Source organism: Colwellia sp. MT41 (genome assembly GCF_001444365.1).
Classification (GTDB): Bacteria; Pseudomonadota; Gammaproteobacteria; order Enterobacterales; family Alteromonadaceae; genus Colwellia; species Colwellia marinimaniae.
Genome location: NZ_CP013145.1, coordinates 1,327,524 through 1,352,711, shown reverse-complemented (window position 1 = coordinate 1,352,711; position 25,188 = coordinate 1,327,524). Strand labels below are relative to the sequence as shown.

General features: G+C 40.7%; 22 protein-coding genes. 4 read left to right on the top strand and 18 right to left on the bottom strand.

Annotation, left to right across the window (positions count from 1 at the left end; translation table 11 throughout):
• Positions 1–36: 36 nt before the first annotated feature.
• From fliG to CMT41_RS05685, 6 genes are all read right to left on the bottom strand, one after another.
• Positions 37–1,092 (bottom strand): flagellar motor switch protein FliG, encoded by a 1,056-nt coding sequence (gene fliG, locus CMT41_RS05710; RefSeq protein WP_057180207.1) that lies wholly within the window; start codon positions 1,090–1,092, stop codon positions 37–39.
• Positions 1,085–2,776 carry a flagellar basal-body MS-ring/collar protein FliF gene (fliF, locus tag CMT41_RS05705; protein ID WP_232300060.1) on the bottom strand — a complete coding sequence of 564 codons (1,692 nt, stop codon included), beginning with the start codon at positions 2,774–2,776 and terminating at the stop codon, positions 1,085–1,087. The genes fliG and fliF overlap by 8 nt, the downstream gene beginning before the upstream one ends.
• A 145-nt stretch (positions 2,777–2,921) precedes the next feature.
• Positions 2,922–3,284 carry a flagellar hook-basal body complex protein FliE gene (gene fliE / locus CMT41_RS05700; protein ID WP_057180206.1) on the bottom strand — a complete coding sequence of 121 codons (363 nt, stop codon included), beginning with the start codon at positions 3,282–3,284 and terminating at the stop codon, positions 2,922–2,924.
• Between the two features lie 232 nt (positions 3,285–3,516).
• Positions 3,517–4,857 (bottom strand): sigma-54-dependent transcriptional regulator, encoded by a 1,341-nt coding sequence (locus CMT41_RS05695; protein WP_058026609.1) that lies wholly within the window; start codon positions 4,855–4,857, stop codon positions 3,517–3,519.
• Positions 4,857–6,149, bottom strand: a complete 1,293-nt coding sequence (locus tag CMT41_RS05690; RefSeq protein ID WP_232300023.1) for a sensor histidine kinase — start codon at positions 6,147–6,149, stop codon at positions 4,857–4,859. The genes CMT41_RS05695 and CMT41_RS05690 overlap by 1 nt, the downstream gene beginning before the upstream one ends.
• A 166-nt stretch (positions 6,150–6,315) precedes the next feature.
• A complete protein-coding gene (locus tag CMT41_RS05685; RefSeq protein WP_058026607.1) occupies positions 6,316–7,818 on the bottom strand; it encodes a sigma-54 dependent transcriptional regulator in 1,503 nt (500 codons plus the stop codon).
• A 552-nt stretch (positions 7,819–8,370) separates the two neighbouring features.
• Here CMT41_RS05685 and CMT41_RS05680 point away from each other — a divergent pair.
• The 4 genes from CMT41_RS05680 (at position 8,371) to CMT41_RS05665 (ending at position 10,037) form a co-directional block, all read left to right on the top strand.
• A complete protein-coding gene (locus CMT41_RS05680) occupies positions 8,371–8,655 on the top strand; it encodes a hypothetical protein (protein ID WP_057180202.1) in 285 nt (94 codons plus the stop codon).
• A 93-nt stretch (positions 8,656–8,748) separates the two neighbouring features.
• On the top strand, positions 8,749–9,147 hold the full coding sequence (gene fliS / locus CMT41_RS05675; protein WP_057180201.1) for a flagellar export chaperone FliS: 399 nt from the start codon (positions 8,749–8,751) through the stop codon (positions 9,145–9,147).
• Positions 9,147–9,539, top strand: a complete 393-nt coding sequence (locus CMT41_RS05670; protein WP_057180200.1) for a hypothetical protein — start codon at positions 9,147–9,149, stop codon at positions 9,537–9,539. The genes fliS and CMT41_RS05670 overlap by 1 nt, the downstream gene beginning before the upstream one ends.
• 186 nt (positions 9,540–9,725) lie before the next feature.
• Complete coding sequence (locus CMT41_RS05665; RefSeq protein WP_057180199.1) at positions 9,726–10,037, top strand: hypothetical protein; 312 nt, start codon at positions 9,726–9,728, stop codon at positions 10,035–10,037.
• A 24-nt stretch (positions 10,038–10,061) separates the two neighbouring features.
• Here the strand turns inward: CMT41_RS05665 and fliD are convergent, their stop codons facing one another.
• The 12 genes from fliD to flgF all read right to left on the bottom strand — a co-directional run bounded on the left by fliD (position 10,062) and on the right by flgF (position 25,034).
• The gene (gene fliD / locus CMT41_RS05660) at positions 10,062–11,495 is read right to left on the bottom strand and encodes a flagellar filament capping protein FliD (protein ID WP_058026606.1); all 1,434 of its coding nucleotides are present in this window, start codon (positions 11,493–11,495) and stop codon (positions 10,062–10,064) included.
• Positions 11,496–11,558: 63 nt separating this feature from the next.
• Positions 11,559–11,984 (bottom strand): flagellar protein FlaG, encoded by a 426-nt coding sequence (locus CMT41_RS05655; protein WP_057180197.1) that lies wholly within the window; start codon positions 11,982–11,984, stop codon positions 11,559–11,561.
• 212 nt (positions 11,985–12,196) lie between these two features.
• Positions 12,197–13,657, bottom strand: coding sequence for a flagellin (locus tag CMT41_RS05650; RefSeq protein ID WP_058026605.1), 1,461 nt, complete (start codon positions 13,655–13,657; stop codon positions 12,197–12,199).
• A gap of 690 nt (positions 13,658–14,347) precedes the next feature.
• Entirely contained in the window at positions 14,348–14,797 is a 450-nt protein-coding gene (locus CMT41_RS05645; RefSeq protein WP_058026604.1) for an REP-associated tyrosine transposase, read from the bottom strand.
• Positions 14,798–15,105: 308 nt separating this feature from the next.
• A complete protein-coding gene (locus tag CMT41_RS05640) occupies positions 15,106–16,566 on the bottom strand; it encodes a flagellin (protein WP_058026603.1) in 1,461 nt (486 codons plus the stop codon).
• Positions 16,567–16,762: 196 nt separating this feature from the next.
• Positions 16,763–17,992 carry a flagellar hook-associated protein FlgL gene (flgL, locus tag CMT41_RS05635; RefSeq protein ID WP_058026602.1) on the bottom strand — a complete coding sequence of 410 codons (1,230 nt, stop codon included), beginning with the start codon at positions 17,990–17,992 and terminating at the stop codon, positions 16,763–16,765.
• Positions 17,993–18,001: 9 nt separating this feature from the next.
• The gene (flgK, locus tag CMT41_RS05630; protein WP_057180192.1) at positions 18,002–19,987 is read right to left on the bottom strand and encodes a flagellar hook-associated protein FlgK; all 1,986 of its coding nucleotides are present in this window, start codon (positions 19,985–19,987) and stop codon (positions 18,002–18,004) included.
• A 194-nt stretch (positions 19,988–20,181) separates the two neighbouring features.
• The gene (flgJ, locus tag CMT41_RS05625; protein WP_058026601.1) at positions 20,182–21,354 is read right to left on the bottom strand and encodes a flagellar assembly peptidoglycan hydrolase FlgJ; all 1,173 of its coding nucleotides are present in this window, start codon (positions 21,352–21,354) and stop codon (positions 20,182–20,184) included.
• Positions 21,355–21,429: 75 nt separating this feature from the next.
• Positions 21,430–22,521, bottom strand: coding sequence for a flagellar basal body P-ring protein FlgI (locus CMT41_RS05620; protein WP_058026600.1), 1,092 nt, complete (start codon positions 22,519–22,521; stop codon positions 21,430–21,432).
• Positions 22,522–22,637: 116 nt separating this feature from the next.
• A complete protein-coding gene (gene flgH / locus CMT41_RS05615; RefSeq protein ID WP_058026599.1) occupies positions 22,638–23,378 on the bottom strand; it encodes a flagellar basal body L-ring protein FlgH in 741 nt (246 codons plus the stop codon).
• A gap of 55 nt (positions 23,379–23,433) precedes the next feature.
• Positions 23,434–24,222 (bottom strand): flagellar basal-body rod protein FlgG, encoded by a 789-nt coding sequence (gene flgG / locus CMT41_RS05610; RefSeq protein WP_057180188.1) that lies wholly within the window; start codon positions 24,220–24,222, stop codon positions 23,434–23,436.
• A 68-nt stretch (positions 24,223–24,290) separates the two neighbouring features.
• On the bottom strand, positions 24,291–25,034 hold the full coding sequence (gene flgF, locus CMT41_RS05605; RefSeq protein WP_057180187.1) for a flagellar basal-body rod protein FlgF: 744 nt from the start codon (positions 25,032–25,034) through the stop codon (positions 24,291–24,293).
• Positions 25,035–25,188 lie beyond the last annotated feature (154 nt).

Here is a 25,188-nt window from a genome sequence, read left to right as displayed (position 1 = left end):
TACCCTTATTCTCTGCTGAGCTAAGCTAGTTTCATCTTATAAAAACTCATCGCCACCGCCACCACCGCCCAGCATAATCTCGCCTGCGTCGGATAATCGTCGTGCCACCGCCAAAATTTCTTTTTGCGCTGCTTCCACTTCGCTTATACGTACAGGGCCCATAGCTTCTAGATCATCGACCATCATTTCCGCCGCACGTTTAGACATATTACTCATTATCTTATCTTTTAACGCTTCATCAGTGCCTTTAATCGCTTTCATTAAGGCCTCTTGCTGTACTTCGCGTAAGATAGCTTGCATGCCACGATCATCAACATCGGCAAGGTTTTCAAAGACAAACATCAAGTCTTGAATTTGCTGACTCATTTCTTCATCGTTTTCACGGATGGAGTCCATTAACATACCTTCAACATTCGTCTCTAGGTAGTTCATGATATCTGCAGCGGCTTTTAAGCCGCCCATTTTCGCTGCTTGTGCGCCAGCTTGACCCGCGAATTGTTTCTCCATAATCTCATTTAATTCTTGCAAGGCTGCTGGTTGCACTTCTTCTAAATTAGCAATACGCATCATTAAGTCTAAACGGACTTTATCGGTGAATTGACTCATGATCTCAGCAGATTGCTCTGGCTCAAGGTATGATAAAACAATGGTTTGAATTTGAGGATGTTCATTACGAATTATGTTGGCTACTTGTTTAGAGTCCATCCATTTTAATGAATCAAGACCTTTAGCACCACCACCCATGACAATTTGATCAATTAAATTACCGGCTTTGTCTTCACCAAGTGCCGCGGTTAATGCTTTTCGAACAAACTCTTCACTTTTGAAACCAATGGTAGAGAAATTTTGTATTTCATGAATAAAGAGTTTATGTACCGCGGTGATTTTTTCTTGGGTAAAATCTTGCATTGCCGCCATAACAGTACCCACTTGCTGTACTTGTTTTGGCTCAAGGTGCTTTAATATTTGTGCAGCATCTTCTTCAGATAGGCTAAGCAATAAAATGGCCGCTTTTTCTGCGCCTTCTAATTTTTCTACATCGAAGCCTACCGGGGCTGCGGCTAATTCGCCGACTTCTTGTTCATCACTCATCTTCGTTCAACCAACTTTTCACTACTTGCGATGATAATTCTGGCTCATTTGCTACTAGCGCACGAACCGCTTTAAGTATATCTTCGTCTCGGTGAAGATCAGGTAACTGTAGACTGCCATCTGGTGCAAAACCTACCGCACCCGCATCAAATTCTGAGGTCAGCATATCCATAGTTTCATCACCTAAATCAATATGGCTATCCAGTGATTTATCACCATAATCTTCTGGTGCTCGTTCCGGGTAGATTAAACGTTTCAGCATTGGACGAACAACAGCCAATATTAAAACGATGATAACCAAGGCGCCTAATACTAATTTTAGCACTTTTACAAACCAAGGTTGTTGCCAGATAGGGATCTCAGCGACAACGCCAAAATCGGGACGATTAAAATGAATGGTTAGCACTTCTAAAACATCGCCTCGTTGCAAATCAAAACCAATACTACCCTGTAATAATCGTCGAATACTAGCAATTTCCACAGTGGAACGAGGTACTAAACTAGCAACTGGAGCATCGACACCAGATTCAGTGGCTGCTGTGGCAGTGCTGGCAACATAATCAAGTGCCACAGAAACACTGACACGCTTGATAATACCGGTTTGTGACCTAGTATAACTAATCGATTCATCAAGCTCATAATTTTTAGTCGACTCTGTATGCCTTCTACTCGGCATACTTTTCTTTTGACCACCAATGGCATTTTCAGGTATAGAGGATTCAATAGGAGGTTGGTTGGTTAACGCGCCGGGGATGCCACCTAATAAGCCACCTATATTAGTGCTTTCAATACTCATCTCACTACGCAATGCTGGTAAGTCAGCGTTATAACGGCGCGATGTTTCTTCAACATTGGTAAAATCCATGGAGACATCAACTTGTGCGGTATAATTTCCTAAACCAACAATGGGGATAAGAATGCCATCAATTTTGTTTAGGTACTCATGTTCACGCTTTTGTTCAATTTCAAACTCTTTACGTGAGCGTGATGAAATCGAATTTTGTGAACCTGAATTAAGTAAACGACCGTTTTGATCAGTAACCGTGACCCGGTTTGGCCTTAAACCTTGCACGGCCGAAGCAATAATATCAACCACGGCATCAACTTCTTCATCGGATAAAATCTTGCCGCGTCGCATAGTTAACACTACAGTAGCGGATGGGGTTTTTTCGCGCCTAGCAAAGACATTCTCACGTGGGATAGCTAATAAAACTCTAGCACGGCTAATACTATTTAGTTGTTCTACCGTGTTAGCCAATTGTTGCTCTCTGCCATATTTCAATCGTTCTCGCTCAAGGCGTTGACTAACGCCAAAGCCCATATCTTGCATTAAAATATTTTCACCTTGTGAAACCTCATCGGTTAAGCCTTCACGAGCAAGTAATAACTTAACCTGTTGATATTCATCGGTAGGTACTGAAATAGTGTTATTTTCTTGACGGTATTCTACTTGATTTTCATCAAGGTAATCCATGGTTTTAATAAGCTGCTGCGTTGGTAATTTTGTCAAAATACGATACTCAGGCTCATTGGCCAGCATAATAACAAATACCGCAATAGCTAAACAAATCGCCAAGGCCACCACAATGGTAATTTGTCTTAAAATATCAACATTACCTAACGATGCAGCAAAGCCGGATTTTTGCTCTTCCATTCCCGCGCTATCAGCTTCACTGGCGATCATATCACCATCGCTATCAGCTGCTACCATTGCGTTTGTATCTGCCACTTCACTTCTCCGCTGTACTGTTTTTTACGACAAAATTTATTTAATAACTTAGGGTAACTTAATTCAGATACTCAGATTTAACTGATGTAAGCCAGTTAAATTATACTGGCATGCTCATAATCTCTTTATAGGCTTCAACAAACTTATTGCGTATTTGCACCGTTGCATCTAAGGCGATACCTGATTTAGAGGAAGCAATCATCACTTCAGCCAGGGTGACGTTAGAATCGCCCATTTCAAAGGATCTTTTCAGTTGCCCTGATTCTTGTTGTAATTCATTAACGCTATTTAAGGCATCTGTTAGCATATTACCAAAATTACTGCTTGAGTCGTTGATTTTTCCCACGCTGCTATCAGCAAGACCATTAACACCCATGGCATCAACCGAGGGTAATTTGTTACCCATAGCTTGTAGCGACATACTTTGCATTTGGCTATAGAGAGAGTTACTTTTGATATCCATAGTGCGCTCACTTTTGTCAATTTTTTTACGTTAAATTAGGTATAACAATGTGACTGCAAGCATAGTGCCAAAAACGTTATTTAGTTTTACCAAGGGGAGGGGAGCAGGAAAAAATCGAAAGCTACTTTACTAAGGGATAGCAATAATAGCTTTTGATTTTGTTAGAGCGGGGGAGAACAGTAATTTGGCTATAACTAGCTGTTAGTGATAATAGCTCGTTAGACTGAATAAGCTAGGCGGGGATTTCTATACCCGAGTCGCGCATTTTGGCAATTTTATAGCGTAAGGTACGTGGGCTAATGCCTAAGCGCTCGGCCACCGCTTTACGACTACCATGGCAGGCTTGTAAGGTATCAAGAATAATTTGATGCTCTTGCAATTTTAATTCACTACCAAGCTTATCGTCAGTGTTCGTCACTTGCTCTGGCTCTATCACTAATGCGGTATCAAAGTTTTCAATCATTAAATCGCCCGCATCAATAAGCTTGTCGGTATGTAAAATAAGTGCCCGTTGGATAACATTATCCAACTCTCTGACATTACCGGGCCAATGATAAGCATTAAGTTTACTACGCGCAGCACCCGAAAACTCAGGGATGGGATCGCCATTTTTTTGACAATGACGAGAGATTAAGTGTTGCGCCAGCACAAGTATATCATCAACGCGCTCAGCTAAGGGTAGCCAAGTGAGTGGGAAAACGTTAAGACGATAATAAAGGTCTTCTCTAAAGAGACCATCCTTTACTGCGGCTTGTAGGTCTCTATTCGTGGTAGCAATAACACGTACATCAAGACTTATGATTTTTCTGCCACCTAAGCGTTCTACTTCGCGCTCTTGCAATACCCGTAAAATTTTGGCTTGTAGCCCTATATCCATTTCGGTTATTTCATCAAGTAGAATAGTGCCGCCCTGCGCTTGTTCGAACTTTCCTGGGCAGGCTTGGATGGCGCCGGTAAAAGCACCTTTCTCATAACCAAATAAGGTGGCTTCAAGCATATTTTCAGGAATGGCCGCACAGTTAATGGCGATAAAAGGTTGTGCACTGCGTTTAGAGTGATGATGAACATACTGGGCTAACACTTCTTTACCTGAGCCACTGGGACCAAGGATCATTACCGACGCATCGGTACTGGCGACTTTTTTAGCCAAAACCAGTAATTCTAATGAGCGTTTATCGGCCACGATGGGCTCATTTTTATTCACCTTTTTGGGCGGAATATATTGACTGACCATATTGAGTAACACTTGCGGTGCAAAGGGCTTGGCAATATAGTTACAAGCGCCATCTCGCATCGCTTGTACCGCATCATCAATGGTGCCATATGCTGTCATCAGTAACACCGGTAAATTTACCTGTTTATTTTTAATACTTTTCAATAAAGATAAGCCCGACATACCACCCATTTGTACATCACTGACAACAATATCAACCTGCTGTTTTTTCAACAGCAATAAAGCAGCTTCACCAGAATCTGCCTCTACACAGCAATAACCGGCTAATGATAAGGTATCAACCAAGGCTTCACGTAAACCGGCATCATCTTCCACCACAAGAACTTTATGTTCAGCCATTAGTACTCTCCCTCTGGATTGTTTTTCATCACACTACCCTGCTCTAGCAGCGGTAATTTAATCACAAAATGTGCACCTGCACCTGCATCAGCTTCGTTAAGTAAAGTCACCTCACCTTGATGAGCGTTAACCACAGACTTCACCACAGCCAAACCAAGCCCAGTGCCTTTACTGCTTGAGGTATAGAAAGGCTGAAAAATTTTATCACGAATTTCAAGGTCTATACCTGGGCCATTGTCCTTAACACTTAAATATAAATGATTGTCTTGGCTATACACTTGAATATTTATCAAGGGGGCAACTATTTTAGCGGCACTACTTGCCGGTAAGGCGGTCATGGCATTTAAGGCGTTATGCAATAAGTTTTGCATAGCGCCTGTTAAGGCACTTTTATTGCCTAGGATATAAAGCTCATCTTCACAGTACTGTACTTTGACTTGTGCACCCGCTTTACTTATTAAAGCATCCATAGAATGCACCGCATCATCAATCAAGGCGTTAACGGCTAAAGGAGCAACAACCTGTTCTTTACCACTTTTAGAAAACAGCAGCATATCATTCACTTGCTGCTCTAAATCATGTAAGCGGGCGTTTAATTTCTTTTGAAAATCAACACGTGCCGATTCTGCTAATTTATTACTGATTAAGTTTTCACCATATAAAATTGCCGCAGATAATGGCGTACGAATTTGATGAGCTAGGGTTGAAACCATTTTACCTAATGAAGAAAGACGCTGCATCTGCGCTATTTTATCTTGTAAAAGGCGGGTCTCGGTAAGGTCGGTAATCAGAATTAACTGCCCCGGCTGAGCGCCTAAACTGGTGATTTCTAATTTAACACGGCGACCATCTTTAAGTGATATTTCATGCCAATCACCTTCACGTGGATTGAATGAACGGGCTATAACATTAAACCATGGTTGACCAAGAATAGGCTCATCGAGTAAGTCGATCGCCACTTGGTTTATCTTGACCACAATGCCATTACCGTCAAGCATAACTAAGCCTGTTGGCATAAGCTCTATTAGCTGATCTGCTAATAAGCTATCACTAGGGTGCTGTTTTTCTGAACTTGAACTATGAGCATGGTTAGTGCTAGCAATGGTATTGACAGAAAAACCAGGCTCTTTATGTTGAGTACTTTGTGCTCTCAAAGCCGCTAATTCACCAGGGAACGCTTCTTGCTCGAGTAAAGATGGTTTATTCACCTCAACGACATTAATAGCATTAAACGCGGCAATAGCGCCTGACTCTATCATAGGGGTGGTTGCTGTAGGGATTGCTTGTGCCATAACTTGTGCCATAACCTAGGTACTCTAGTAAAACTATCTAATACCTAACAAGCATTTACTATGCCATAATTTTCATTATAAATTTCAAACAGATAAAAAGACAATAAACAAAGATAAGCTAAAAGCAGCCGTCAAGCTATTGACCTTTTGTACGATGTAAGAGCAATTATTCACTGGCTTTTTGTAAATCATATTTACGCATTTTTTCAACTAAGGTGGTTCTACGCATACCTAAGGTTTCCGCCGCTCGGGCAACGACATAGTCATGTTTACTTAACGATTGTTTAATTAAAGAAACTTCTAAATCAGCAAGATGTTCTTTTAAATTTAAACCGTCTGAGGGTAACATGGCCGCATCAGCAGCGTTTAGCTGTGTATTTATCGCTGGGATCGGTTGAGCTTCATCACTAATTTCATCATCGTCATCATCACAACCAGAGAAAAGCCCATTGATAACATCTTGCTCTTGTAACTCTTCAGGGTATTCCGGGTTATAAGCTTGGACATCAATATGCTGATATTTAAAGGGCAGCTCAGCAACATCGACGATTTGCTCACTGTACATAATTATCATACGCTCAATTAAGTTGGATAATTCACGGACATTACCTGCCCACGGGTGCTCCATTAGTGACTCGATGGCTTTTTCAGTAAAGCGCACCGTTCGCCCTTGTTCATGTTCAAAGCGTGTTAGTAGTTCTTTTAATAACAGCGGAATATCTTCTTTTCGCTCACGCAATGCGGGTGTCTCTATAGGAAAGACATTCAAGCGATAAAATAAATCTTCTCTAAACGTTCCCGCTTCGATCATTGCTTCTAAATTTTGATGAGTAGCCGCAATAATACGGACATTGGCTTTGATACTTTTACTACCGCCGACACGCTCAAAAGTTCGCTCTTGTAATACCCTGAGCAGTTTTACTTGCATAGGTTGAGGCATATCACCAATTTCATCTAAAAAGAGTGTGCCACCTTCCGCTAATTCAAAACGACCTTTACGGGTAGAAATCGCGCCGGTAAAAGCGCCCTTTTCATGACCAAACAACTCACTTTCTAATAGCTCCGCAGGAATGGCACCACAGTTTAGGGGGACAAAAGGCCCTTTTGCGCGTTCAGATAAGTTATGGATATTACGCGCGATCACCTCTTTACCCGTGCCTGATTCACCGAGTACTAAAACGCTGGCCGGTGTTTTTGCGACTTGTTCAATTAAAAAACGTACCTGAGCCATCAGCTCACTGCTACCAATAAGTGAGCGAAACAAAACGCTGTTACCTAATTTCATCGCCTTGCGCGGTAATTTGTTATGGTATTGATGACAGTGATGAATAAGCTCGGTCAGCTGAGCATAGTTAAGCGGAGCAAACAGCGTACCGATAACATTAACATTGCTCGCTAGCTCATTGGCATCTAATACATCATGAAGAATAAAGGGGACACTGGGGTTTGTTTTAATTAAGTTAGCGCAATCACTACTGACATTACCGGTTAATATTACCGTAAGAATATGGCTAGTATCTGCCAGTTTTTCAACCGCTTGCTCTTGTGGACAATGGCTAAAGTGCTCACCGACAAAGGCCAGTACAGTACTAAGCTGCTCACGTCTGCCTGCGTCATTATCTACCACTAAAATTTGTTTGTGGCCTACTAATGTTGCCGTTTCATTCATAACTGATTCTTTATTATTAATGCTAAGGTATTATTTTTAATGTCGTTTTATAGCGACAGTGGCAATTTTAGCCGTTAATTAAATATAAGCAACAAAAAATTGACGCCTAGTCGTCATTTATTTGTCATATACCATAATTTACCCCGACCCTAGCTATTGATTTAATAAAAATAAAGTAAAGATATTTAGTCTTTTGCCGATAAAGTGATATTAAAATACAGAACATATTTTCTGTGAATATACTAGACATCAAGGCAATATTGATATTCATTAATATAAGGTAAAGTGCCTTATATGCAGTGCAACATAAAGATACTTCATAAGTAAACCGGCTCAGCTGATGAATATGTCAAAAAATTGATAGCGGTAGTTAAAGTGATTTATAAAATTTTATTTTAACGCCGAATCAATAAAATTAAATATTAATAAATCTTTATAATCAAGTAGATAAAACCGGTTCAATATTTAACATATACAGTTGGCATAAAAAAAGCATTAAAAATGGATGATAGTAAGCTTATAACCATATTTTAGTAAAAGTAGGATAATAAAATGTTGATCATAAATGGCACTGCAGAATTAATGCATGATAAGCAAGAGTTCACCAAAGGTACTCGACATGAGTTTACTATGTTCTCAAGGGAGATGCCTTTTGAGCAGCAACTTACCCAAATAGAAGAATATCTAGTCACTCGCGGTTGGGATAATATTGAAGTACTAAACAATGGCGTAGTGAATAGTACTGAAGAGGTTACACATAATGTACTACAACAAGCTTTTGAGAAAGCTAAAAAAGAAGGCTTTGCGGTAACCGTTAATAATCAACCATTAACTTAGTCATACTTTTTTTACGTTAAGTTATAACTAAATCTATGGTTTCAATTTTATTAGTTTTCTATACTTAAAGTTATAGAGCTACTGGAGGTGTCTATGACACATGCATCACTAAAAAAATACCAACAAACAAACAAGAGCACGGCTCAACAAGCTTCACCCTATCAATTAGTCGCTATGTTATTTCAAAAATTATTAGGCAATATCGCCACTGCAAAAGGCGCTATTTCGCAAAACAACTTTGATAAAAAAGGCACTGAGCTATCGAATGCTATTGCTATTATTGGCGTATTAGAAGGCTCGTTAGATTTTAAGCAAGGTGGCGAAATATCAAATAACTTAGCATCACTTTATCGCTTTTGTTCTGAACAGCTGCTTGTTGCTAGTACTAATAACGATGTTGATAAGCTGGAAGAAATAATTCAAATTCTTTTACCGATAAAAGCTGGTTGGGATTCAATCCCACTAGAGACACAAGATCAAGTGAGCTTTTAGTGGCTAATGATATTAAACAAGCACTTGAGCAGATAATTGCAGTATCACGACAACTACTGTCGTGCATACTCGCTGTGCAAAATAAAATTCAAGGGGCGGTAGGAGTAACTCAGGAATCCGTTAGTGAAACCGACAATAATTCACATGGCGATAAAGAAATAACCATGGCTGAACTCACCGAGTTACTCGCTAAAAGAGATGGTTTAATTCGACATTTATTTACACAATATTTATCAATAGAAATAGCACAGGAGCAAGATTTATTAAATGAAATGGCAACACTTGATAAGCAATTATCCGATAACCTGCAACTCTGCAAACAAACATTAGCAGCACAAGTGATTAAGCTAAAAAAGGGCAATAAAGCCACTAAATCATACCAAAAGTATTAACGCCCCGGTAATTACCCCCCCTATTTAAGTTTTATGATTCCTAATTACGTCATCGCTAACATTTATCAACGCGTCGAATCCGTACCGTTCGATTTTTATACAGAAAAAGCTATACTTTAGAAGCAGAAGATATTACCTATTATAGCAATGGGCATTACTGCCGTTGGTAGGATATTGGAGTAACTTATGTCAATTGCCAATCCATTGACCGCAAGCAGTATAATACAGCGCGCTGCTAAACCAAAAATAACCGAAGAAATCAAGAAAAACCCATTAAAACCTGATTTAGGTGTTTACGCTAAAGATGTGGTTAACATATCAAAACTCGGTCTTGAAAAACAACAAAAAGCAACGCAGATAGAAGCATCAAGAACAATTGAAGACCTAGCCAATAAGGTTATCAGGATAAGTTCAACAATAGGGCGGGCACGTTCTGTAGGTAACTTAACCAATAGTCAAGCAACGTCACTTTATAATAAAATAGCAGCGCTGTTATAGCCTAGTGAGGTTAAAAGTAAAATTTTATTTTCGATATTGCCTCACCACACCAGGCATATTATCAAGCTGCGCCATTAAATAACTACTGGTAGAGTTTAACTGGGCCACGATTAAATCCATGGCATTGTATTGCGCATACAAGCGTGCTTCTAATGACTCCATTCTCGCATTAAAAGCCAAATAGGCATCATCTAATCTATCTAATTGTGCCGTTCGACTGTCAATACGGTTTTGAATAACACCATCAATATCATCCGTATAAAAATCAAGCAGGGTTTCAATTGAAGCGGCAAAACCTTCTGCTGCATCTGTGCCAACAAAAAATTGTTGTAAGCCATCAACATCACTATCAATGTATTCATTCAAAATTTTCGTATCTAAAGTCAAGACACCGTATTGGTCACTTTCCACACCAAGCTGTGATAAGGATAAAGTACTGCCGTTACCGGCATCAAAACTTTCACTGAGCTGTTGGCGTAATTTATTCATCACCCCACGCAATAAGGAATCGCCGGAAAGTGCACCACCACCTGCCGAGCTTGATGAGCCTAACTGATCACTTAACTTTTTTAATTCATTATAACTTTTAACAAAGTCTGCGATGCCCGATTGAATATTGGCATTATTTTCACTGAAACTAATTTGGCTTATATCATCATCAACGTCATGCGTTTTTTTAGCGGTAATATCTACGCCATCAATAACGTTTTCAAAAACATTGGTGCTACTGGTAACCACCAAGGTGCCGTCAATGGTAATTTGTGCATCAAGTGCTGCTGTAACCTCAGCTAAATTGGTAATATGATTGAGCGGATCGGGGTCTGAAACATCATAAGCAAGACGTGACAAACCTAAATTGTCAGTATCATTGCTATCACCGGTATCGGTAACCGTGGTAGTGATAGCATTTTCAAGCCCGGTTGTTTTACTGGTCATAATAAGATGTTGACCGTCATCATCGGTAACTATGGTCGCGATAACCAAGTCATTATCGACACTATCATTTATCGCATCACGAATTTGGCTTAAGGTATCTGTCGATGATACCTCAACAGCAAAACTTTCACCGTTTACCGCTATAGTCAAGGTACCTTCACCAACGGCTTCTTCACCATCAATTGCCGCAGACATTATTTTGTGTGCTTGCGCTAAGGCATCAACTTGTACCGAGTAACTACCCACTTGCGCATCTTGACTAGAGCTCAGGCTAACAAAACTATCAGCACCTTTGGCAGTACGTAGTTGATAGTTATCAGCATCGGCTAAAGCAGCAATAGATTCACTAACACTGACTAAAGCCGACTTTAAAGCACCTACCGCTGAAATATCGGTAGTATATGAGGCTTGCTGCTTGTTCGCCCGAGAAATAAAAGGGGCTTTTTCGGCACCAACAATCGCTTCAACAATCTCGCTAATCTGAAGACCTGAGCCTATTCCCGTAAACGTTAAACTAGGCATACAACCCCCTTTTCCTCTGACAATAAATAATTACAATAGCAACGAGTATGCTACTATTGAAATTTAAACTTTAGCATCAATAAAAGCACCCACCATTTCAGATAGTTTGGCCACTAAAGTTAATACTTCCTCTGAAGGAAATTGTTTAACCAGTTCACCACTGTTTTTATCAATGACTTTGATAACATCACGACCAGAATCTTTGTCTACCGAAAACTCCAAACCGCGATTCATATTGCCAACAAACTCCTGCAATTGTTGCGCCACCTTTTCAAGCTGTTCGGTGGTTAATGGCGCTTGCTTGAGCTCTTTAGCTTGCTCACTTAGCGAAACCGCTGACGACTGCTCATCACTGGCGAGTTCATTTACCGTCAAGTCGCTTGTTTTCACTGTTGCCTCTACGGCCTTTACTGCCGAGTCAACAGACTTATTAAGCTCCGCCGTTAAGTTAGGCAAAGCAATATCTGTAGTGCTTGCTATTGTACTCATTATAGACTCCTTACGTTATTTCAACAGTTATTCAAACCAATACTATAACTTTGTCTAACGATAAAATAACTCATTATGAATAAACCATTAACCAATCATTGCCCGTAAGCAACCAGCGAGTAACTAAACACAAAAAGGAAGAGGACTATTGGCCTCTTCCTTTACACGTTTTAAGCTAGGCCTAAGCCAACGTCATCTTAAATACTGATGACCTAGCCAAGTAGACTTAAGGCCGCTTGTGGTAATTGGTTAGCTTGCGCTAAAATTGACGTACCCGCTTGTTGCAAGATTTGGTTCTTGGTCATTATTGCTGTTTCTACGGCAAAATCAGTATCTTGAATACGGCTACGTGACGCCGAGACATTTTCTGAAATATTAGCCAAGTTACTGATGGTGTGACCAAAACGGTTTTGTAACGCACCTAAGTCAGCTCGGCTTGCATCAATACTAGCTAACGCTGCATCAATTACGTCAATAGCACTTTGAGAGCCTGCTTGTGTGGTTAGCTTAATATCATTAACAGAGTCTAATGTTGAATTTGCACCCTGTGTTGCAAATACTTCCGTACCAACAGCAGCAGCGAATGAAAAGCCCTCTGGTCCTGAAAGACTTATTGAACCGACGGCAATGGTGTCAGCAGCTCGTGCAGCCGTGGTCGTACTTCCAGCATCACCGGTAACATCCATAGTAATCGCAATAGATGTACTAGCTTCATCTAGATTCAATAGAATATCATCATCACTAGATAGTACCATTTTGGACTTGTCATCATTGAGGGTCGCTGTAACCCCATGTGTACCTGTTTTAGAATTAATAGCACTAACCATCGCGGTTAAATCTGTACTGTTAAAAGAATCGATATCAATCTGAGTCGTACCAATAGTTAGCTCTATATCCTCTCCATTAGATAATGCATTAAAACTACCTACGGTTACTTCATTTGTAACTTTTGCTGTAACTTTGACATTATTGTCTGATGTTGCTGTATTGATTGCTGCTGCAATATCTTTACTGGTAGCATTACTATTCCAAGTTATATCTCCAGTTGAAGTTCCTGAGCCTCCATCTCCTGAAATTGTCAACACAGCGTCAGCTGTAATGCCGTTAACACTCCCCGTAATAACGGCACCAGCTATAGTTCCTTGCAGATTATACCTATCATTACCTAATTGATCAGCAGAAATATTGGTCATTGTCATATCAATAGTTTCATTGGCATTAGAACCTACTTGAAAAGCCTTGGTGCCAAAACTACCATCTAGTAATTTTTGACCACCAAACGAGGTAGTTTCTGCAATACGGGTTAACTCATCTTGTAAAGCGACTACTTCTTTTTGCATTGCTGCGCGGTCATCACTTGAGTTTGATCCGTTAGCTGATTGTAATGCTAGTTCACGCATACGTTGTAAAATATCAGTAGATGCTTGCATCGCACCTTCTGCCGTTTGTGCCATTGATATACCATCATTAGCATTACGTTGCGCTACGCCTAATCCATTAATTTGTGAAGTTAAACGGTTTGAAATTTGTAGACCAGCCGCATCATCTTTGGCGCTGTTAATACGCATACCTGATGATAAACGTTGCATTGAAGTGGCAAGGGCCTGACCTGATTTAGTTAAGTTACGTTGAGCATTTAGTGATGATACATTAGTGATTACCGAAATAGCCATGTTAAAACTCCTGCTTACAAATTTGTAATGCGTTAATTAGATTTTAAATTTAGAACTATTAAATGTGTCATCTAGTTCCCGTTCTAATCACCTTAACGGCAGCTCAAAAAATAACTTTAATCTTTTTATCAAAAACATTATTGGGTATTGGGTTAGGCGACTAAAGTCGCCGCTACATGTTATGTCAATATCCTCGCCCAAAATCACCTCAACATCACCCCGACCGTAGGGGCGACTTTAGTCGCCCATTCATAAATAAACACCACACCTCAATAAAAACGAACAAAAAATGATAAATCACATTGGATTAGGCGACGATGTTATTGCAATATACTGCCCGGATTATCTTAACGTCTCCTGTAAGGCGACTGAAGTCGCCGCTACATGTTATGTCAATATCCTCGCCCAAAATCATCTCAACATCACCCCGACCGTAGAGGCGACTTTAGTCGCCCATTCATCAATAAACACCACGCCTCAATAAAACCGAACAACAAATGATAAATCACATTGGATTAGGCGACGATGTTATTGCAACATACTGCCCCGAATTATCTCAACGTCTCCTGTAAGGCGACTAAAGTCGCCGCTACATGTTATGTCAATATCCTCGCCCCAAATCATCTCAACACCACCCCGACCGTAGGGGCGACTTTAGTCGCCCATTCATAAAAAAACAATAAAATACAATCAAATATAAATAGAATCCCAAAAAGGGTAATGGCCAATATTGTCAACTAATCCGGCTCGCAACGGATTAGCAACAATATAACGAGATACCTTTAATAAATCTTCTTCTGCTCTTATGGCATGGTCATAAAATCCTCGTTGCCATGAAAAATTAATTTTCGGGTTATATTGATTAATAGTTTTTGAACTGCAGCCTTTTAAGCTTTGCATGATAGTAGATAAGGATTTTTCACACGACAGTTGCAACAGCCAATGTAAGTGATCGGGCATAATGACCCACGTAATAGCAAGCACTTGCTTCGATTGCTCTAGCTTTTTCATTTCATTTATTAATAAGCGAGCACAATGGAAGTTGTCAAAGAATGGTTGACGATTTTGTGTGCATGTTGTTACGTGGTAAATATGATTTTTGAGGGATGTTCTGCCTTTAATTAGCTTGTCTCGTGACATAATCAAATCCTTTTGAAGTGCGTAATTAATTTACCATAGACGATAACATTTGATTAGGCGACTAAAGTCGCCGCTACGGGTTATTGCAACACCTCCAACCGACGACCACCGTAGGGGCGACTTTAGTCGCCCATTTATAAATAAACACCGAGCACCAAAAACAAAAAAGCCGAACAATGATTGTTCGGCTTTATATGCATTACTCTATTTAGGCGACTAAAGTCGCCGCTACGGGTTGCAACAGCCAGCCCGAATTATCTCAACATCTCCTGTGAGGCGACTAAAGTCGCCTCTACAAGCGGATAAAACTAACCCAGTAAGCTAATGGCTGCTTGTGGTATTTGGTTCGCTTGCGCCAATATTGAGGTACCCGCTTGTTGCAATATTTGGTTCTTGGTCATTATCGCGGTCTCTACGGCAAAATCAGTATCTTGAATACGACTACGTGATGCAGAAACATTTTCTTGAATATTAGCCAAGTTACTAATGGTATAACTAAATCGATTTTGAATTGCACCTAAGTCAGCTCGGCTTGCATCAATACTAGCTAACGCTGCATCAATTACGTCAATAGCACTTTGAGAGCCTGCTTGTGTGGTTAGCTTAATATCATTAACAGAGTCTAATGTTGAATTTGCACCCGTTGTTGCAAATACTTCCGTACCAACAGCATCAGCGAATGAAAAGCCCTCTGGTCCTGAAAGACTTATTGAACCGACGGCAATAGTGTCAGCAGCTCGTGCAGCCGTGGTCGTACCTCCAGCATCACCGGTAACATCCATAGTAATCGCAATAGATGTAGTAGCTTCATCTAGATTCAATTTAATATCATCATCACTAGATAGTACCATTTTGGACTTGTCATCATTGAGGGTCGCTGTAACCCCATGTGTACCTGTGCTAGAATTAATAGCGCTAACCATCGCGGTTAAATCTGTACTGTTAAAAGAATCGACATCTATCTGAGTCGTACCAATAGTTAGCTCTATATCCGCTCCATTAGATAATGCATTAAAACTACCTACGGTTACTTCATTTGTAACTTTTGCTGTAACATTGACATTATTGTCTGATGTTGCTGTATTGATTGCTGCTGCAATATCTTTACTGGTAGCATTATTAGCCCAAGTTATAGCTCCAGTTGAAGTTCCTGAGCCTCCATCTCCTGAAATTGTCAACAAAGCGTCACTTGTGATGCCGTTAACACTCCCCGTAATAACGGCACCAGCTATAGAACCTTGCAGATCATAAATATCATTACCTAAACTAGTAGCAGCAATATTATTCATGGTCATGCTAATAGTTTCATTAGCATTAGCACCCACTTGGAAAGCCTTGGTACCAAAACTACCATCCAGTAATTTTTGACCACCAAAGGAGGTGGTTTCGGCAATACGCGTTAATTCTTCTTGTAATGCCGCTACTTCTTTTTGCATCGCACCGCGATCTTCAGCTGAGTTTGATCCGTTAGCCGCTTGTAATGCTAGCTCACGCATACGCTGCAAAATATCGGTAGAAGCTTGCATAGCACCCTCTGCCGTTTGTGCCATAGAAATACCATCGTTAGCATTTCGTTGTGCTACCGCTAAACCATTAATCTGCGAGGTTAAGCGGTTTGATATTTGCAATCCCGCAGCATCATCTTTGGCGCTGTTAATACGCATACCCGATGACAGGCGCTGCATTGAGGTAGCTAAAGCACTGCCTGATTTAGTTAAGTTACGTTGAGCATTTAGTGATGCGACGTTAGTAACGACTGATAAAGCCATAATAAACTCCTAATGTGTACGTTTACTTTCTGTTATTAGAAGCTTGTTAAGGCAAGCCTCTGCTCTTTTCTTTCTTTATAAAAACCGCTGGTGTTATTATATTTACCGTCAGCTATTTGTTATTTTTTGCTACTGCTTTGCTATTGCACATTAAACAAGCATAAACAGTGCCAATTTTATTAACTATTTTAAAAAATTAAATATAATTAAATAACGTTAAACCCTGCACCTTGCTAAACGTTTGCTGTGATACCTGCAAAGCGATTTTTGCTTGCTCAAACTCCGAAATAGCTTTAGCAAAGTCTAAATCTTCAATGTTAGCTTGCCCGGTCGCTAGGCTTAGCTCTAAATCAAGGTGTCTATCCTTCTGACTATCAAGTGCTTGCAGCCGTATACCGGAATCCACTCGCCTTGAGGTGATATGAGTCATGGACGAGTTCAGTTGCTCTAAAATGGTGTTGTAATCTACTTGATGTTGTTCTTCATTGGTGGCAACAGAGCCTTGCTCCATCCAAGCTATGGCCTTATTGATGGTGGCAAAAACACTAATATCTTCTTGTTCACTGATAACAAAACTCTCACCCGGCAATGGGTTGCCGCTTAAGGTAACGTCAATGCCATCAAAGGAAATTGTTTGCCCGGCAACATAGGGCGCAGGTAGTGCCGGCAGTACAGGAAAAACAACAGTAGCAGTGCTATCGGTAACCGTTAAATCGTTAGTTATTGGATCTGTAGCAAATGTATAAGGCCCTGCACCTAGGTTGTAGGCGTTTCTATCGGTTATATTGGCACTTTCAACGGCAACACCCGAGGTATTTGCCGCAGGGGCAGTGGGATAATTAACACTAAAATCGCCAATGGCATTGGCAACATTCATAAAAGCAGCATCGCCGGTTTGGTTTGTTGGTATTTTTATGTTTTTGGCTATTTGCAACTCTCTGACACCGCTATCTCCGCCATAAGAAACACTACCGTCAACTTGTTGACTAAAAGGTTGTACATCGGTTTTATAGCCAGAAAAAATATAATTGCCATTTTCATTTTGACTATTGGCAACATCAAATAACTGGTTAAAGCTATGGCGAACTTGCTTAGCTAGCGTTTGTAAGTCTTCATCAGACATAGCACCGTTATTAGCCTGTAGCAGACGTTGCTGAATATCATTTAGGATATCTTCAGCGCCAGCAAAAGAAACTTCTTGCAAGCTGTTGTGACTTTCGGCCTGGTTGATATTGCGTTTATATTTTTCAATATTTGCCAAGTCATTTTTATAACCCGCCAAAGTGCCATAAGCCACGGCATCATCTTTGGCGGTAAGCACACGTTTACCACTGGATAAATGGGCCATCTGCTCATTAATATCTGCAGCTTTACTACTCATTTGTTGAACACTTTGTAAGTAAAACTGCGCTGTAGAGACTCGCATAGAAACTCCTTACCTTACCGCGGCTAGAATAGTGTCAAAAAGGGTATTCGCGGTAGAAATAATTTGCGATGCTGCTTGATAGGCTTGCTGAAACCTCATCAGGTTGGCGGCTTCCTCATCAAGGTTAACCCCAGAGGCTGCTTGGTTTCGATTATACGCTTGGGTAAAAAGTGCCTGAGCGGTATCGGCAGATAAATCAGCATTACTGGCTTTAGCGCCCACCACTGAGGTTGATACCGCTAAACTTTTACTAAACGTTTCTCTACCACCATTAGTGACACCTATTTCTTGGGTTTTTGCCATAGTAACGGCATTGTTACTATTACCCACGCCAAAGGCATCACCAATAATAAAGGTTTCCCTAGCATTGGCACCTGAGCCAACAAGATCACCACTAATCTCTATTTTAAAATCAGGTGTACCTGCGGGGATATCAACTAAAACACTAGCACCGGCAGCATAAGTACCCGCGGCAATAGGTGGCGCTGGTGGCGGTGTTGCCGTGTCATAAACACGGTAACTAAAGGTACCTGGCGCACTTTCATAAACATCAACAGTTACATCATAAGCTCGAGCGGCAACAGGGTTAGTAACATTGGTGATTTTTACCTGGCCATCACTGATATTATTGGTTGATGCTGTCACGGCAACAGCCGAGCTTGCCGCAATAGCATTACCATTGGTTAACGTAGTTTGCATTAACGCGGCGCTATTTCTCGTCGGGATAATAGTTAAAGTATCACCAATAGCGAGGTTGCCACCGTTTTCAATAAATTCAAAACCTAAGGTGGTGTCAAATGGTCCGGCTCCTGGAATACCTAAGGTAATAACGGCTGCTGATGGATTTGTTAGATTATGCATCATTAAATTGGTGCCATTAAAACGCACTTCAAATTCATCGGTTGGCACTAAAGAAACATCGGTAATGTTAATTTGAGCCTGCAATGTGCCTGGGGCGTTATCAGACGGTATTAATACCCGCCCTTGCTGTAATTTCGTGGTATTAATATCAGTAAAAATATTAGCGCCTTGTACACCATTCAAATCTAAGCCACTGGCTTGGCTATCATTTAAGGTGGCAGATATTGCCATCGCTAAACGGTCAATTTCAGTGCGAATTTGACTGAGGTGTTCATCCCTAAATTCAAAACTGGCGGCTAATGAGCCACCTAATTTCTCACCGCTTATAGCAACGCTGCTACTACCACTGACTAATCTTAATTCTGTCTTTTGTCCATCAGGATCACCGGCACTTACTCGTAGGGTCATCGGCGTAATACCAGCAACAAGCGTAGTACCCTGCCCTATCATTACCGTCAGCACACCATTGCCATCTGTGACCGTGGTAACTCGGGTAAACTCACTTAATTGACCAATCAGTTGATCACGTTTATCAAGTAAGTCATTAGGTTGACCACCTTGCGTTAAATTTTGCGAATGCAAAATGGTTTCATTGATCTTGGCTATCTCTAGTGATATTTCGGAAATCCTATTGGCTACTTGCTCTATTTCACCATTTACCGCCTTGCTCATTCTATCGAAATTATCGGTTAGCTCATTAAAGTCATTACTTAAAATACCGGCTTGATTGAGCACTATGCTGCGTAAACCTGAATCGTTAGGATTATCGGCAACACCATTAAGTGCTTGATAGAAATTATTTAAGGAACCAACAACCGCATTACCTGAAGTAGACATCACCTGATCAAGTTGTGTCAACCGCGCTTGTAGTAAATCGGCATTACCTAAGTTGCTTTGTGTTAATAGCTGTTCTTTATGGGAGAATTGATCGTAAAGACGGGTGATATCTTGAATGTAAGTCCCCGTGCCAAGGTAATTACTACCGTTATTTATCCCTAAGGTAGAATTTTGCTCAGCTCGTTGGCGGGTATAGCCTTCAGTATTGACGTTGGCAATGTTATGACCTGTTGTCGCCAGTTGCTGTTGAGCAGCCATTAAGCCACTGACACCGGTTTGGTACAAACTTACTGTCATAATTTATTCTCCTAGGTAATACCTTGCCGCTATTGTTATTAACATACTGTCGCTGTTAATCAGCGAAATAACTGCTAAGGCATTACCGTGATAATTGAATTAACATTTTATTGTAGGAGCTTTATCTAGCGCGCTATGAAATAACACACATTAATAGGATAAGTCCTTCCTACAACAAAGTTTACTGGGCTAACTTACTTCGCTAAAAGGTTAGTAACGGTTTTCAAGGTACCGAGTATTTTATCGGCATATTGAGGATCGGTTGCATAACCTGCTTTTTGTAAACCTTGCAGGAAGTGTTCCACATTGCCGGAGTTTTGTAATGCGTCTTGGTAGCGTTCGCTAGTTGAAAGGAAGTTGATGTAGTCATTAACACTGTCAGTGAGTGAGTGATACATTCTAAATTGCGCTGATTTTTTAACCATAGCGCCTTGCTCAAACTCTAAAGTTTCTTTGCTTACTTTATCGCCAGACCAACGAGAGTCAGCTTTTATATTAAAGAGATTATTTGAACTAGCCCCATCTTGGCCTTTAATTATCTTTCGTCCCCAACCTGTTTCTAGGGCCGCTTGGGCAATAATAACTTCAAAAGGCACACCCAGCTGTTGTTGAACTTTTTTTGCTGGCGCAACTAAAGCGCTGACAAAGTCTTTTGGTTCATCAAAGCTTTGTGCGGCTATAGGCGCTGAAATATTGACGCTTTGAGCTTGCTTAGCAATATTATCGATGTTTGGCGCTATGTTATTGCTCGTCGTTTTATTAGCCGCATTGATAGGAAGTTGGCTAACGCCACTAATAACTTGGCGACTGACACTATTGTGAGCTTGATAGCTGCCAGCAAAGGGAATATCGATATCTGGCTTAATTTGGCTTTTATCCATCAACATTTTTTCTACTAAGGAGTTATGTTGTTTGTCTATATCGCCTTTACTGCTATTAGCAACTTTATCATCGGCCGAGTTAACCTGGTGAAATGAGGGTAAATTACCATCATTACGTAACACCGAGCTAGGTTTAAAACCGCCACTATCACCGCCAAGTTGCCGAATAATTAAGTCACTTAACCCTAAAGAGCCATTGGAAGAAAGTTCAATCGCCATTTGCTGATCATGCATGTCGCGATAGAACTTGCTTGTTTCAGAATTAAAAGGACTGTCTGATTCAAGTACATCTTGTGCTTTACGCATACTTGACAGCAACATTCTCATAAAAATGGCTTCAAATTGTTGCGCCGCTTCTTTTAACGCCGCTTGTTTTGATTCATCATCCGTGGCGCGCGATTGTTGACGAATAGCATTTAAGCCATTTAGGTCAAGGGCATTACGCGCTTGATCAAAGTTGTAGTTTTGGCTTAAATTGATATCCATAATTTTAGTAACCTATAAGTAACATTTTTAAAGACGCTTAAGTTGAGCGATACAGCAACAAGGATAATAATTAATTTAAATGATGATTAGTTTGCCTTGTATTGCACCCGCTTGATCTAACGCTTCTAAAATAGCCATAACATCGCCAGGGCCAGCGCCAACTTCATTGATAGCACGCACCAAGGTTTCTAAGGTAACCCCTGGTTTAAAGACAAACATACGGGCATCGGCGTTGCTAACATTGATTGCTGATTGATTAGTAACCACAGTTTCGCCTTCGGCAAAGGCATTAGGCTGAGAAACATCTAGTACCTCATTAATGGTGACCGTAATACCGCCATGAGTAATTGCTGCCGCCAGTAGTTTCACTTCAGAGCCAATCACTATGGTGCCAGTACGTGAATTAACAATAATTCTTGCCGCGGGTGTAGCGGGCTCAAATTCAAGGTTTTCCAGTACCGATAAAAAACTTACTCGGTCACTAATATCACGAGGAGCCCTAACCCGCACGGAGGTGGCGTCAATTGCTTTGGCTGAACCTGCAATAAGCTCATTGATGGTATCAGACAATAATTTAGCGGTAGTAAAATCAGAATGACGTAAATTAAAGGTTATATGATCACCGGAGGAAAAAGGGGACTTTACTTCTCGCTCAACAATAGCGCCATTGGCGATACGACCAACCGTGGGAATATTGACTAATACCTGTGAGCCATCTAAACCTTGCGCGCCTAAACCACTGACGATTAAAGAGCCTTGGGCGACTGCATAAGCATTACCATCGAGGCCCATTAAAATTGTTTGTAATAAGGTGCCGCCACGTAAACTGCTAGCACTGCCCATACTAGAGACAGTAATATCAATCGTTTGGCCTAATTTGGTAAAAGCTCTTAATTCGGCATGTACCGCAACTGCAGCAACGTTTTTTATTTTTGGTTTTAGGTTTGCCGGCATAGTAATACCAAAGTTACTTAACATAGTTTTAAAGCTTTGCTCGGTAAACGGACTTTGCTCACCGGTACCAGGTAAACCTACCACTAAACCATAGCCAATTAACTGGTTTGATCGCACCCCAGCAACATCGGCTAAATCTTTAATACGCTGGGCACTTACTGACAAGGATGCCAATAATGCCAGAAGGATAAATGTGTTTGTTACTACTTTCATTAGATTTTCACCTTAAATTAACACCTTGAACTAATATTTTAAGCTAACCCTTGAACTAGACCTCAGGGCTAAGGCTATGCGTTAGCAGCAAAGCCTAGTTTTCCCTTTGCAGAACACTAAAAAGGCCACCAAGAACTATTGAAAAATTTAACTAACCAACCTTGCTCATTAGTATCAGCAAAACTCCCCGTACCCGCATATTGAATACGCGCATTGGCAATTTTTGTTGAGAGTATGGTGTTGTTGGAATTAATATCTTTTGAGCGAATAACCCCTGTTAAGCGGATATATTCATCGCCATTATTTAACGTTAACCATTTTTCGCCACGGATCATTAAGTTGCCATTAGGCAAAACCCTGAGCACATGTACTGATATATTACCGGTTAAGCTGTTACCTTGATCCGCTTTTGCATCACCTTTAAAGTTTGAACTTTGGCTGACACCAAACTGCAATGACTCGCCATTAATGGTAACGGGGAAACCACCGAAGCCAGTAACGGCATCTAAGCTAGTTGTATTTTGTTTTTTCAATTCGGTTTTAGCATTTTTCTTCGCTTGGGTTTTTTCACTCAAGATGACCAAAATAATATCGCCAACACGGTGCGCTTTAGAGTCTGAATAAATATTATTCACGTAATGGGGCTTAAATAAAGACCCCGTTGGCACAATGCTCTCTTCTTCTTCTTCTGGCATTATCGGCGCAAAATCAGGGTCATTGGGTAGTGCTCTACTTAATTCAACGGTATTACTACAAGCGGTAGTAACAGCAATTAACAAGCAAGCTAAAAGTAACTTAACCTGGGGTAAATGCCCTTTGCTTAAAGTAACGTTGTTTAATGTTGTTGGTCTTTTCATCACTACTTCCTGCCTTTTCATTAAATGATTCACTCAATTAAATTATAAATTTTTACTACAGCTGCTGATTGATATAACTCAACATCTGATCAACGGCTGAGATTACTTTTGAGTTCATTTCATAGATGCGCTGACTCTGAATTAAGTTAACCAACTCTTCTGTAGTGTTTACATTGGATGTTTCTAACGCGCCTTGTATCAACATGCCGTAACCTTCAAGACCAGGAACGCCTTCTTGGGGCGCGCCACTTACTGCAGTTTCGGTATACAAATTTTGCCCCACTGGCTGAAGACCCGTTGGGTTAACAAAGTTAATTAAGTTAATTTGACCCACCACGGCAGGATCAGCCTGCCCTTGCAGTGTTACTGACACTTCACCGTCTTGAGAAATAATAATACTTAACGCATCCTCGGGAATGGTCACTTGTGGTTGAATAAGGTAACCCGCACCTGGGGTAACCAGATTACCTTCATCATCCATGGTAAATTGACCATTGCGACTATAAGCTGAACTACCATCTGGCATAAGAATTTCAAAAAAACCTTCGCCTTGAATCATCAAATCAAGGGCGTTATCTGTGGTAATCATGTCACCTTGAGTATGAATTTTTTGCGTGGCGACCACTTTGGTACCCGCACCTATCATTAAACCTGATGGCGCTTCGGTATCTTGTGCAGTTCGACCACCTGGCTGATTAATATTTTGGTAAAGTAAGTCTTCAAAAACCGCTCTACTCTTTTTAAAGCCTACGGTACTAGCGTTCGCTAAGTTATTAGAGATTACCGCAATATTTTTATTTTGCGCATCTAAGCCGGTTTTACTTATCCATAATGCTGCGTTCATACATCACCTCTGATTGAGTACTAACTGTTTTTGAAAACAGCTAAATATTAACTGAAAGATACTAATAATTAAAAAGCACGTAATAACGAAGCAGCGCTAGCATCTATTTCTTCTGCGGTTTTCATCATTTTCAATTGCATTTCAAATTGACGCTGTAAAGAAATCATGGCGGTCATTTCATGAATGGGGTTAACATTACTCGATTCGAGTGAACCGCCAAGGACGTTGACATTGATATCGGCAATTAATTGCTCGCCATTTTTGGCGCGAAATAAACCGTCATTGCCTTTTTCGATCAGCCGAGTATCTGGATTGACTAACTTGATACGAGCCACTTCTTCTTGCACGCTACTTGGCGCGCCTGCAGGTTGTACCATGATGGTGCCGTCACGAGATATTTGAATATTATTTACCGGTAGCGGTATGATAATAGGGCCATCTTCACCTATGACTAATTCACCATCGTTAGTTTCTAGCGCACCTGTTTCGGTTAAACGAAAATGTCCACCGCGAGTATAAGCCTCTTGACCATCCTCGGCTTGCACCGCAAAAAAACCGTCACCGGCTATGGCAACATCAAGTGAGCGCCCGGTATGAAGAATAGCGCCTGAGTCAAAATTTTGGCTAGCACGCTCTGTCATTGAAAAAACCCGCGAAGCCATCCCTTCGCCATAGACCTGCATACTACGCGCTTGTGCTAAATCAGCCTTAAAACCAGTGGTGTTAGCATTCGCCAAGTTATGAGCATTTATTGATAAGGCTTGCATGTTTTGTTTAGCACCACTCATGGCGATATAAAGCAACTTATCCATAATGACTTTCCAAAAAATATAAGGTTATACAGAAATAAATGCAAGTAAGATGCCAGCTATTATAAAGAGGGGTTGGTTAACAGCTAAAAATGGATAAGGAAATGATGATATATTTTATGAGAGCTAAAATAAAAAAGCTGTTAACTGTGAGTAA